General features: G+C 60.2%; 11 protein-coding genes. All 11 read right to left on the reverse strand.

Annotated features, from left to right (window positions below):
- Nucleotides 1-4: 4 nt before the first annotated feature.
- Nucleotides 5-1120, reverse strand: coding sequence for an undecaprenyldiphospho-muramoylpentapeptide beta-N-acetylglucosaminyltransferase (gene murG, locus HMPREF9334_RS06750; protein ID WP_006692730.1), 1116 nt, complete (start codon nt 1118-1120; stop codon nt 5-7).
- Nucleotides 1117-2499 carry a UDP-N-acetylmuramoyl-L-alanine--D-glutamate ligase gene (gene murD / locus HMPREF9334_RS06755; RefSeq protein WP_006692731.1) on the reverse strand — a complete coding sequence of 461 codons (1383 nt, stop codon included), beginning with the start codon at nt 2497-2499 and terminating at the stop codon, nt 1117-1119. The genes murG and murD overlap by 4 nt, the downstream gene beginning before the upstream one ends.
- A 46-nt stretch (nt 2500-2545) precedes the next feature.
- Nucleotides 2546-3532 carry a phospho-N-acetylmuramoyl-pentapeptide-transferase gene (mraY, locus tag HMPREF9334_RS06760; protein WP_006692732.1) on the reverse strand — a complete coding sequence of 329 codons (987 nt, stop codon included), beginning with the start codon at nt 3530-3532 and terminating at the stop codon, nt 2546-2548.
- The gene (locus HMPREF9334_RS06765) at nt 3532-4938 is read right to left on the reverse strand and encodes a UDP-N-acetylmuramoyl-tripeptide--D-alanyl-D-alanine ligase (RefSeq protein WP_006692733.1); all 1407 of its coding nucleotides are present in this window, start codon (nt 4936-4938) and stop codon (nt 3532-3534) included. The genes mraY and HMPREF9334_RS06765 overlap by 1 nt, the downstream gene beginning before the upstream one ends.
- Before the next feature lies 1 nt (nt 4939).
- Nucleotides 4940-6424, reverse strand: coding sequence for a UDP-N-acetylmuramoyl-L-alanyl-D-glutamate--2,6-diaminopimelate ligase (locus tag HMPREF9334_RS06770; protein ID WP_006692734.1), 1485 nt, complete (start codon nt 6422-6424; stop codon nt 4940-4942).
- 6 nt (nt 6425-6430) lie between these two features.
- Nucleotides 6431-6799 carry a cell division protein FtsL gene (locus HMPREF9334_RS06775; protein WP_006692735.1) on the reverse strand — a complete coding sequence of 123 codons (369 nt, stop codon included), beginning with the start codon at nt 6797-6799 and terminating at the stop codon, nt 6431-6433.
- Nucleotides 6800-6828: 29 nt separating this feature from the next.
- Entirely contained in the window at nt 6829-7764 is a 936-nt protein-coding gene (rsmH, locus tag HMPREF9334_RS06780; RefSeq protein ID WP_006692736.1) for a 16S rRNA (cytosine(1402)-N(4))-methyltransferase RsmH, read from the reverse strand.
- Nucleotides 7761-8204, reverse strand: a complete 444-nt coding sequence (gene mraZ / locus HMPREF9334_RS06785) for a division/cell wall cluster transcriptional repressor MraZ (protein ID WP_006692737.1) — start codon at nt 8202-8204, stop codon at nt 7761-7763. The genes rsmH and mraZ overlap by 4 nt, the downstream gene beginning before the upstream one ends.
- Nucleotides 8205-8460: 256 nt before the next feature.
- On the reverse strand, nt 8461-9492 hold the full coding sequence (locus HMPREF9334_RS06790) for an aspartate-semialdehyde dehydrogenase (RefSeq protein ID WP_006692738.1): 1032 nt from the start codon (nt 9490-9492) through the stop codon (nt 8461-8463).
- 21 nt (nt 9493-9513) lie between these two features.
- Nucleotides 9514-10302: a 4-hydroxy-tetrahydrodipicolinate reductase gene (gene dapB, locus HMPREF9334_RS06795; RefSeq protein ID WP_006692739.1), complete on the reverse strand. Its 789-nt coding sequence runs from the start codon at nt 10300-10302 to the stop codon at nt 9514-9516.
- Between the two features lie 82 nt (nt 10303-10384).
- Nucleotides 10385-12451, reverse strand: coding sequence for an ATP-dependent DNA helicase RecG (gene recG, locus HMPREF9334_RS06800; protein WP_006692740.1), 2067 nt, complete (start codon nt 12449-12451; stop codon nt 10385-10387).
- Between the last annotated feature and the right edge of the window lie 74 nt (nt 12452-12525).

Below are 12525 nucleotides of genomic sequence, written 5' to 3' on the forward strand. Positions count from 1 at the left end.
GCCCTCACCCTTCTCCTTTACAAATCCGCAGCGCAAGTGCCGCAATTTCCTCTGCCGCCTCGGGCTTTCCGAGACGCTTCATCGCCGCCGCCATATCCGCGCGACGTGCATCGTCCGCAAGCATCCTCCAGAGTGCCTCTCTGAGCACATCTCCGCTCAGGTCACGGTTGAGGATGACCTCTGCCGCGCCCGCCGCCTCCATCGCACGTGCATTCTTCTCCTGATGGTTCTCCGCCGCGTACGGATACGGGATGAGGATCGCGGGCACCCCCCGTGCCGCGAGTTCCGCAAGCCCCGTTGCGCCCGCGCGAAAGACGGCGACATCCGCCATCGCCATAGCCTCGGGCATATTGTAGAGATACGGCAGGACGCGCAGATGCGGATGCTCCTCAAGGCGGATGCCCGCACTGCGAATGCGGGCAAGCGTGTCTCCGTGCTCGTCCGCGCCCGTCACATGGAGATACTGTACCTCACGTTGCTCTGCCGCGTGTACGATGACCTCGACCATCGCGCGGTTGATCGAACGCGCCCCACGGCTGCCGCCCGAGACAAGCACGGTCTTTTTCGAGGGATCAAACCCGAAGGAACGTGCGCCCTCCGCACGCGTCGCCGTAAGCACCTCGGGACGGATCGGATTGCCCGTCACATAGGTTTTTTCCCTCGGAAATACGCGCCGCGCGTCCTCCATCCCAACGGCGATTGCCGTCGCAAACTTTGCGAGGATGCGGTTCGTCACACCCGCGAAGACATTCTGTTCCTGTACGAGCGTCGGCACCCCCGCCAAACTCGCCGCAAGCAGGATCGGTCCCGCGACATAGCCACCCGTCCCAATGGCAACATCGGGACGAAATCCGTGCACAATGCCGCGTGCACGCGCAACCGCACGCAAAGCACGCCATGCACGGCTGATGTTCTCGATGGAAATGCTGCGCTGAAAGCCCGCAAGATCCATTGCGATGAAGTCAATGTCCTCGCGCGGGACGATGTCCGCCTCAAGCCCGTTGCGTCCGCCCACGTAGAGAATGCGTGCGGACGGCTCGCGCTGCTGAATGGCACGGATGATCGTGAGCGCAGGATAGATGTGTCCGCCCGTCCCGCCGCCGGATACGATGATGTTCATAGCTCGTTCACGATCCTCTTGAAGTCACGCCCGCGCTCCTCATAGCCGCCGTACATATCAAAGCTGGCACATGCGGGGGAGAGCAGGACGGTCTGCGGAGGCGCGGCGAGTTCATGCGCGATCCGCACCGCCTCCTCCATGTGATAGCCCGCACGGTGGATGTGCTCCGCCGTAACCCCTGCGTCCAGTGCCGCCGCTGCGAACCGCTCCGTCGCATCCCCGACAAGGATGAGTTCATCGACGCGCGCGTGCACGAGTGCCATAAACTCCGTGAGATCGGTCAGCTTGTCATCGCCGCCTGCAATCAGGATGATATGCCCGACGAATGCTTCAAGAGCCTTGATCGCCGAGTCCGTATTCGTCGCCTTCGAGTCGTTGTAATATCTGACATCGTCCACGGTGCGCACAAACTCGATACGGTGCTCCACACTCTTGAACGCACGCAGCACGGGACGCATCTCGGCAGGTGTTACCCCTGCAAGGAATGCCATCGCCGCCGCCGCGAGCGCATTCTCAATGTTGTGGCCGCCCGGGATGCCGAGTTCATCCGTCCGAATCAGCACATGCTCCGCGCCGTCCCAACGGATGACGATCATGCCGTCTGCACGCACGGTCGCCCCCTCCGTCAGTTCCTCGCGTCGGCTGAAAAAGCACACCTTCCCCTTTGCACGCTCTGCCATGCCGCGCGTGTGCGGGTCGTCATAGTTCAGCACGAGGAAGTCGTCCGCCGTCTGCGCGGCGAAGAGTTTCTCCTTCATCGCCTGATAGACCTCCATCGAGCCGTGACGGACGATGTGGTCGGGGGTTACGTTCAGCTCTGCGACGATATGCGCGTGAAAATGCGTAGTCGCCTCCATCTGGTAGCTTGAGATCTCCGCCGCGATTGCGCCGTCTGCAGGAGTTTCCTGAGCCACGTCGATCAGTGGAACGCCAATATTGCCGCCGACGCCAACCGCAGGGAAATGCGCGCGCAGGAGTTCCCCGAGCAAGGTTGTCGTGGTCGTCTTGCCGTTCGTCCCCGTGATGGCATAGATGGGCGCAGACGCAATCTCTCCCGCAAGCTCCACCTCTGTCGTGACGCGGATGCCGCGCACGCGTGCCGCCTGCACAAGCGGGATCCGCTCCGGTACGGCGGGCGAAAGGACGATGAGATCCGTACCGTCCAGAAGTTCTTCCCTTTGTGCACCAAAGACGCAGGAGATTCCCTGCGCCCGTAAAGCCTCGATATGCTGCTGCGTTACCGCATCTTTTTCCGCGTCCGCCTCATCCTTCGCATCCGAGAGCGTCACGCGCGCGCCCGCCGCCGCAAGGTGTTTTGCCGCCGCGAAGCCGCTGATGCCCGCCCCGATGACGAGCGCAGACTGATTGTGATAGGACAATTCCCTGTGTCCTCCTTATTGATGAATTCTTTTCTGTGGAGCAATGTTACGAAAGCAGCACCACAATCCATGCGAGGAGTGCCCCCGCCGCGCCGACTGCCCAGAACGTATAGACCACGCGCGTCTCGCTCCACCCACCGAGCTCGAAGTGGTGATGAATCGGACTCATGCGGAAGATGCGCTTGCCACGCGTCTTGAACGAGGCGACCTGCAAAATCACGGACAGTGCCTCGCAGAAGAAGACGAATCCCACGATGGGCAGCAGCAGCTCCGTGTGCGAGAGAATCGCCACACCCGCGAGTGCGCCGCCAAGTGCGAGCGAGCCCGTGTCCCCCATAAAGATGCGTGCCGGATGATGATTATACCACAAAAAACCGATACATGCACCAATTATCGCCGTCGAAAACGCCATGAGTCCGCCGTCCACGCCGTACATGAGCACTGCATAGAAGAGTGCCGCCACAGCAACCGTACCCGAGGCGAGCCCGTCGAGCCCGTCGGTCAGATTGACCGCGTTGGATGTGCCGACAAGCACAAAGATGACAAGCACATAGTAGAGGATACCGATGTCGATCCGCTCTCCCATGAGCGGCACCCATACACTCGTATCGTGTGCAAGCAGGGTGCTCCCGATGAAGATCGTAACGAAGGCGATGATGAGCTGCCCGAGCAGCTTTTGGTAGGCACGCAGTCCAAGGTTGCGCTTCTTGACCACCTTGATGTAGTCGTCCGCAAAGCCGAGCAGGAAATGCCCGAGGAAGATGAAGAGCGCGAGCAGCGTCGTCACCGTGAGCGGCGCAAAGAGCAGCGTCGCCGCTGTCACGGCGAGCACGATCATCACACCGCCCATCGTCGGCGTTCCGCTCTTTGCCTGGTGGCTCGCGGGCCCCTCCTCACGGATGCTCTGCCCATATTTCAGACGGTGCAGCATGGGGAGAAAGTAGACCCCGCTGAACAGAACGATGGCAAGAGCGGTCACTAGGGTCAGCAGAATGCGCAGCTGTGGAGATAAAAGATCCAAGAGATGTTCCATCAGTGCCCCGCTTCCTCCCCCGTCAGGAGGGCAATGACCGCTTCCATTTTCATGCCGCGCGACCCCTTGAAAAGAACCGTGTCCCCGTCTCTGAGAAGCGTGCGCAGATGCTCCGCCGCCGCCTCATGCGTCTCGGCGTGACAGCAGACGGGACAGCCCCCCGCCTCTGCCGCCGTACGCATCCATCGGGACTGCGGACCATAGGTCACGAGTGCCGCAAATCCGAGTTCCGCCACGCGGCGGCCGATCCTGCGATGCGCCTCCTCTGCGGCATCGCCGAGCTCCAACATATCACCGAGTACGGCAATTTTGCGCCCCTCATAGAGATTTGCCGTCGTCTCAAGTGCCGCTGCCATCGACGACGGACTCGCATTGTAGGCATCGTTGATGAATGTCCATGCGCCGACCTCATGCACCTCATAGCGCATCTTAGTCACCGCGAGCCGCTGCAGCCCCGTCTGCATCTCCTGCGGCGTGTAGCCGAGGACGAAGCCTGCTGCGAATGCCGCGAGCGCATTGCTGACATTGTGCCGTCCCGCAAGCGGGATGCTGTAGTCGTGCCGCTCATTGTTCCACGTCACCATGAACTGTGAACCGTCCGATGTCAGACGCAGTGCCTCGGCACGCACGTCGGCGTCTGCGCCAATGCCGTAGGTCAGGACGCGCACACCATCCGCCGCAAGGGAACGCATCGCCGCAACGCGTGCATCGTCCGCGTTGAGGATGACCGTCCCGCCGGCGGGAATCGCCTGCACAAGCTCCGCCTTTGCCTTTGCAATGTTTTCGATCGAGCCGAGCAGCTCCATGTGCACCTCGCACACATTCGTCACAATGCCGATGGAGGGAGCGGCAACGGGTGCGAGTGCGGCGATCTGTCCCAGCCCGCGCATACCGATTTCCACAACGGCGGCAACGTCCCCGCTCGTCATACCGAGCAGGGTCAGCGGCAGCCCGACCTCATTGTTGTAGTTTGCCGCCGTACGGCAGACCGTACCGCGTGCCGAGAGCACCGCCGCCGTCAGATCCTTCGTCGTCGTCTTGCCGTTCGAGCCCGTGATTGCGACGACAGGAACGCCAAATTTCATGCGCCATGCGTGTGCGATTGCCTGATATGCGGCGAGGGTATTGGACACCGTAAGGACTGCGCCCTTTGCATTCTTTAGAGCCTTTTCCACCGACTTGGAAAGCGGCACACCGACCAGAACCGCCGACGCTCCCTTTTGGAGCGCATCCGCCGCAAACTCCGCACCGTCGAAGTTCTCCCCGCGCAGAGCGATAAAGAGATCCCCCGTCTCGATTTTCCGCGTATCCGTCGTGATCTTGGGGATGGCATCATTGCCGCACAGCTTTCCGCTGTGCACATTGGCATTGGTCGCTGCCAGCACCTCGTTCCATGTCAGTTCCATATCACAGCCCCCTGATTGCTTCGCGTGCCGTCTCGCGGTCGTCGAAATGAATCGTCTTGTCCTTCAGAATCTGATAGTTCTCATGCCCCTTGCCGAGGATGACGACCGTGTCCCCCGCCCGCGCCGTCCCGACTGCGTGAAAAATCGCCGTACGGCGATCCACCAGCTTTTCATACGGTTTCGCACCGATCACGGGCAAAACGCCCGTCTCCACCTCATCCAAAATCGCCGCCGGATCCTCCGTGCGCGGATTGTCCGAGGTCAGAATGGCAATGTCTGCCAGCTCCGCCGCCATGCGACCCATGATGGGACGCTTCGTCCGATCGCGGTCGCCGCCGCATCCGAACACGGCGATGATGCGCCCCGCCGTGACGGCACGCGCCGTGCGCAGGACATTCTCCATGCCGTCCGGCGTATGTGCATAGTCCACGATGACCGAGAACGGCTGCCCTTCGCGCACAAGCTCAAAGCGCCCCGGTACGCCCGTGAACAGGGTGAGTGCTTCCGCAATATCCGCCGCAGACACATGCTCGGCAAGTGCCGCCCCCGTCGCCGCAAGCACGTTGGACACGTTGAACAGTCCCGTGAGTCCGATGTGAAGATGTGCGAACTGTGCCACATCATACATGAGCGTCAGCTCCATGCCGTCCTGCGCCAGATGAACGCCCTTTGCCATCAAATCAGCATCGTGTTCCACACCGTAGGAAATGACGGGGCAGTGCGTGTGTGCACGCATAATTTCACTTGCTGTGTCGTCTGCGTTGAGCACCGCAGTCTTGCCCGCCTTTGTCCCCTGCGCAGACACATACTCGAAAAGCCGTGCCTTCGCCCGCGCATAGTTCTCCATCGTCTTGTGATAGTCGAGGTGATCCTGCGTCAGGTTCGTGAACACCGCCGTATCGAACTCAATGCCCGCGACGCGCCCCTGATCGAGCGCGTGCGAGGAGACCTCCATCACGACCGCATCCATCCCGCGCGCACGCATTTCGGACAGCAGCTGCTGCATGACAATGACATCGGGGGTCGTGTTCGCCGTCGGGAACACCTCGTCCTCCATCATGACCTGTATCGTCCCGATCAGTCCCACGCGTTTCCCCGCATGGCGCAGGATCGCACGCACGAGATAGCTCGTCGTCGTCTTTCCGTTCGTCCCCGTAATCCCAATGACGCGCATTGCGCGCGCGGGATAGTCGTAGAAATACGGCACAATGATATCCAGAGCCTCTTGGAGATTCGACACATGGAGAACGGTGATGCCATCGGGGACATCCACCGTCTCCCGCTCCGTCAAAATGGCGCGAGCTCCCGCCCGCGCCGCATTCGGTATAAAGCTGTGTGCATCCACATGAGCACCGCTGATGCAGACAAAGAGTGCCCCCTCCCGCACGCGGCGCGAGTCCCGCTCAATGCTCGTAATCTCGACATCGCCGCCCGAAATCCGTGCATCCTTCAGGAGCGCGGCAAGCTCTGACAACCTCTTCATCATGCGCCATCATTCCCCTTCATGTGAAAAATACATATTCTGCGGCACCTGCATATGCAGCTGCTCCACCGCAATCGCTTCAACGCGTGCGGGTGATTTCAGCTGTGCAATCTCAATCTTCAGGCGCTCGTTCTCCTGCTCCAGTTGGTCGGCATTCTGCTGCGTTTCGAGCAGGGTATAGCCGTTGTTCGCACTGATGCCGCCGAGCAGCGTCACCACCATTGCACCAAATGCAATCAGGAAGAAAATGGCACGCAGACAGTTCCTGAGATTCGTATTGACCTCCCGTCGGATCAGCGGCTCCTTCGGTATCTCTGTGTGCGGTGCAGGCGCTGTCGCTTCCTCGTATTCGTAGGTATACAATTTACGTGCCGGCATACGCCCTCACCTCCTTGGTCTCTGCTTCCTTATATTTTCTCTGCGACGCGCAGCTTTGCGCTCCGTGCCCGTGGGTTTGCCGCACATTCAGCAGCACTTGCCGCGCATGCCTTGCCAATCAGGCGCACCTCAGGCGCATGGCCACAGATACAGACGGGCGTGTGCGGCGGACAGATACAGCCGCGTGCCGCTTCCTGCATCGTCCTTTTGACAATGCGATCCTCAAGCGAGTGAAACGTGATAACCGCGAGCCGCCCGCCCGTACGGAGTGCGTGCACCGCATCTCTGAGTACATCTGCAAGAATCGTCAACTCCTCATTGACCTCGATGCGAATCGCCTGAAAGACCCGCTTCGCGGGATGCCCGCCCTTTGCGCGCACCGCCTTCGGCACGGCACGGTCGATGACGGCGACGAGCTCGCCCGTTGTCTCAATGGGACGGGATTTTCGAGACTCTTCAATAAATGCGGCAATGCGCTTTGCCCATCGTTCTTCACCATACGTGTAAAAGATCTCCGTAAGTTCCTCTGCGCTGTATTCGTTGACAACGGTATAGGCACTGCGCGCAGCACGACGATCCATACGCATATCGAGCGGCGCGTCCTGCATATAGGAAAAGCCGCGCTCCGCCGTGTCAATCTGCGGCGACGAGATCCCAAGATCAAAGAGGATGCCGTCCACCTCATCCACACCTTCGCGGTCGAGAATCGCCGCGAGGCTGCGGAAATTATCGCGTACAAGCGTCACCTGACACACTGCACCCGCGAGACGCTCCTCCGCTGCTGCAATCGCAATTTCGTCCTGATCGATGCCGATGAGACGGCCTTTCACAGAAAGCTGCCGTGCAATCCGCCCCGCGTGCCCTGCCCCGCCAAGCGTGCAGTCCACATAGATACCGTTAGGACGCACCGCAAGTGCTTCAATCGTTTCCTCAGGCATAACACTGATGTGATGAAAGTCGCTCATATCGTAATCCCGTAGCCCGCGAGCTGCGTCGAGATCTCCGTGATGTTCGGATCGACCTCACCCGCATAGCGCAGCCACTTCTCCTTGTCCCAGACCTCGATGCGTGCATCTGCACCCGTGAGGATGACATCCTGCTTGAGACCGATATTCGCGTAGGCACGCAGATTCGCGGGAACCAGAAAACGCCCCTGCTTGTCGCATTCGAGCGTGCGTGCACCAGCAATGAAGAACCGGGCAAACGCACGCGCATTCGGGTCGGCGATCGAGAGCGTCCGCAGCTTCGCCGCGAACTCGTCCCATGCCGCCTGCGGGAAAAGGAAGAGACTGCCGTCCAGCCCCTTCGTGATGATGAACGAGACGCCGAGCTCCTGTCGGAAATCGGCGGGCAGGATGACGCGGCCCTTGGCATCAATGCTGTGGGTGTATTCCCCCATGAACATCCTGCCGCACCACCCTTCAAGTCTTTATCACCACTACGTGGCACATTCCACCACAATTCACCACTTTTACTAACAGTTATAGCAAAATCTCCCCATTTTTTCAAGAAAACAAGTATTCTCTTTTTCTTGCATACAATCTATAAAACAGCCCGCAACCCGCGCCATAAAAGGATGTACGCGGAGCGCTCACCCTTGTCCAAAAACACAAAAAAGGACTTACTTCCTATACGGAAATAAGTCCTTAAATAAACCAGTATCAGACGAGTTCGTGTGCGATCATGTACTCCGCGATCTGAAGTGCGTTGAGTGCCGCGCCCTTGCGGATCTGGTCGCCGCAGATCCAGAAGTTCAGTGCGTTGTCTGTCGACTCATCACGGCGCAGACGGCCGATCTCGACATCGGTCTTGCCGGAGGTAAAGAGTGGCATCGGATACTCCTGCTCCGACGGGTTGTCGCGCAGGACGACGCCGGGGAACGCCGCAATTGCCTTGCGCGCCGCATCGAGCGAGACCTCACTCTCAAACTCGACGTTGACGGACTCGGCATGGCTGCGGTAGACGGGCACGCGCACGGTGGTCGCTGTGATGCGCAGACTGTCGTCCTCCATGATTTTCTTCGTCTCGTCGATCATCTTCATCTCCTCTTTTGTGTAGAGGTTGTCCATGAAGACATCGATCTGCGGGATGAGGTTGAACGCAATCTGATAGTGCTTCGGCAGCTTGCCGACGGGCAGAATGTTCGCCTGTGCGTCCTTGCCCGAGGACAGTGCCGCGACCTGCTCTTCAAGTTCCGCCATGCCCTCCTTGCCTGCGCCCGAGACCGCCTGATAGGTGGAGACGACGATGCGGCGAATTTTTGCGATGTCATAGAGGGGTTTGAGACCCATCACCATGATGATGGTGGAGCAGTTCGGATTGGCGATGATGCCCTTGTGCTTCTTGATTGCCTCGGGATTGACCTCGGGTACGACGAGCGGCACCTCCGGATCCATGCGGAACGCGCTCGAATTGTCGATGACGACCGCACCCGCCTTGACCGCATGGGGGGCAAACTCCTTGCTTGCCGCGCCGCCCGCAAAGAGGGCAATGTCGATCCCCTCAAAGGAATCGGCCGTCGTCTCCTGTACGATATACTCCTTGCCCATAAAGGCGATCTTCTTGCCCGCCGAACGGCTGGACGCGAGCAGGCGCAGCTCCGAGAACGGGAACTTGCGCTCCTCGATGAGATTCAGAAACTCCTGCCCGACGGCACCCGTTGCGCCGAGGATGGCGACACGATACTTCTTCATAATGTACTCCCCTACTATCCCTTACAACAGCTTGTCCAGTCCAACCGTGAGCGATGCGAGTCCGCGCACCTTCTTCGCCGCGAGCACCACTCCCGGCATAAAGGACTCGCGGTTCAGCGAATCGTGACGGATCGTGAGCGTCTGCCCAAGTCCGCCGAAGATGACTTCCTGATGCGCGACGTAACCCGGCAGACGAACGCTGTGGATACGCATGCCCTCATACTCTGCGCCGCGTGCTCCCGCGATTTTCTCCTCCTCGTCGGAATGCCCCTGCGCGTGTGCCTCACGCACCTCGGCAATCATCGCCGCCGTCTGCACCGCTGTCCCCGAGGGGGCGTCCAGCTTGTTGTCGTGGTGCAGCTCGATGATCTCCACATCGGGCATATATTTTGCCGCCATGCGGCTCATCAGCATCATCAGCACCGCACCGATGGCAAAGTTCGGTGCGATGAATGCGGGCGTAGCGTTCTCGTCCGCCGCCGCCTTAATCGCCGCCTTCTGCTCCTCGGTCAGCCCCGTCGTTCCGACCACAGGCGAGACCTTGTGTGCGAGTGCCGTGAGGACATTTCCATAGACGACATCGGGACGCGTGAAATCGATCATCACGTCGGGATGCAGCCGATCGAGTGCCGCCGCGAGATCCGTCTCCACGAGCACGCCGTTCTTCGCCGTCCCCGCAAGCTCTCCCGCGTCCGCACCGCCTGTGATATCCACCGCACCGACGAGTTCCAACTCTGCATCGTCGATCACGGCCTTCAGCACCGCGCGTCCCATGCGACCCGCCGCGCCATTTACCAAAACCTTTGTCAAGGCAATCTCCTCCCAAATACAGTATGACCTATTCTAGCCCAGAGAATCCCCGTATGTCAAGGAATACAAGCGTATTTCCCCCTCAGACCTCCCGCATATGCGCGAAACGCTCGCGGTACTGACGCATGAGTGTCGGCAGAACAAAGGAGAGCGCGGCGGGATCGTCAAGCGTTGCGAGAGCGGCGCGGCGGGCGAGCAGCAGGAGATCCATATCGGCGAGCACATCAGCAATCTTGAGATCACCAAGCCCGTGCTGCATCGCACCGAAGAACTGCCCGGGACCGCGGAGACGCAGATCCTCCTCGGCGAGACGGAAGCCATCGCTCGTCTGCTCAATGACCTGAAGCCGCTCCTGTGAAACGGCACTGCGCCCCGCGATGAGAATGCAGTAGGAGGCGTAGGAGCCGCGTCCGACGCGCCCGCGCAGCTGATGCAGCTGAGAGAGTCCGAACCGCTCCGCGTGCTCGACAACGAGGATACTCGCATTCGGCACGTTCACGCCGACCTCGATGACCGTCGTCGAGACAAGCAGCTTGATGCGGTCGGCATAGAACCCCTCCATCACCGCTTCCTTTTCGGCGGACTTCATGCGCCCGTGGAGCAGCCCACAGGGAATCCCGCGAAAAATGCCGTGGGACAGTTCCTCATAGACCTCCTCCACCGAAGGCAGGCTGCTCTCCTCGCTCGCCTCGATGAGAGGGCAGACGACATACGCCTGCCGCCCCGCCTCGATCTCCTTGCGTACGAATGCATAGATCTTGTCACGCGCCCGCTCGTCGCGCAGGAATGTCCGCACGGGCCGCCGTCCCGGCGGCAGGTGCTCAATGCGCGAGACATCGAGATCGCCATACACCGTGAGTGTCATTGTGCGCGGAATCGGGGTCGCCGTCATAACGAGCACATCGGGCATCACGGCACTCTTTTTTTCCAATGCCGCCCGCTGTGCCACACCGAAACGATGCTGCTCGTCCGTAACCACAAGCCCGAGCCGGTCAAATACAACGTGTTCCTGAATCAGTGCGTGTGTCCCGACGGCAATGTCGATTTCATGTGCGGCAAATGCCGCCGCAGCTGCCGTGCGCTCCTTCTTTGTGAGCCGCCCCGAGAGGAAGCCCACGCGCACACCGAGCGGTGCAAGGAGTTCACGCAGCGTGTCATAATGCTGATGTGCAAGAATCTCCGTCGGCGCCATCAGTGCACCCTGACAGCCGTTCTCCACCGTCTTGACGAGAGCGAGCAGCGCAATCGCTGTCTTCCCCGAGCCGACATCCCCCTGCACGAGACGGCGCATTGGGAGCGGCGACTCCATGTCGCGCGTAATTTCCGCCCACACCTTTTCCTGATCATCGGTCAGAGCAAAGGGCAGTGCTGCAAGCACCTGCGCGACGAGATCCCCATTCGCTGCATGTGCGATTCCCTCCTGCTCCTCTGCCGTGCACTTCTTGAGCGCGAGCAGCCCGCATTGGATGAGGTACAGTTCCTCGAACGCAAGCCGCCGCCGCGCCGCGCACAGTTCCTCCTCCTGCTTTGGAAAGTGAATGCGCCGAAAGGCAGCCCTGCACCCGATGAGATGATACTCCTCGCGGATGCGCTGCGGCAGGTTCTCTTCCAGTTCATCTACCGTCTGCGCAAGCGCATACGCCATCATCTGCCGCAGCTGCTTCTGCGTCAGCCCCTCAGTCGCCGCATAGACGGGCAGGATGCCGAGGTGTTCATCCGCCGTATCCTGTGCACCGAGGATTTCAAATGATGTGATCTGCGAGAGAGCAAGCTGCCCGCTGCCCTGATAGGCATAATCCGCCTTGCCCGAGAGGAGAATGCGCTGCCCCTCACGCAGCTTCGATTTGAGGAAACGCTGATTGAACCAGACTGCCTGTGCATAGCCCGTCCCATCGCCGAGAAGTGCCGTCAACACGGTAAAACCGCGCCGCCGCGTCGGACGCTCCGTCACCTGCTGAATCACGCCGAGCACGGTTGCACGCTCCCCCGCACGCAGCGCGACGATGGGCGTGGTACGGCTCTGATCCTCATATGCACGCGGATAATACGTCAGAAGATCGTAGACTGTCTGAATCCCGAGACGTGCAAACGCCGCCGCCTTTTTCACGCCGACACCACGCACCTTGTTGATGCTGTCCGTGAGATGCATCGGGCCTCCTTTCCGTTATCAAAAAGGGACTGTTGCACGAAGTTTTCTAACTGCGTGCAACAGTCCCTTTGTCA

It is taken from the genome of Centipeda infelix ATCC 43532, from assembly GCF_000234095.1.
GTDB classification, from domain to species: domain Bacteria; phylum Bacillota; class Negativicutes; order Selenomonadales; family Selenomonadaceae; genus Centipeda; species Centipeda infelix.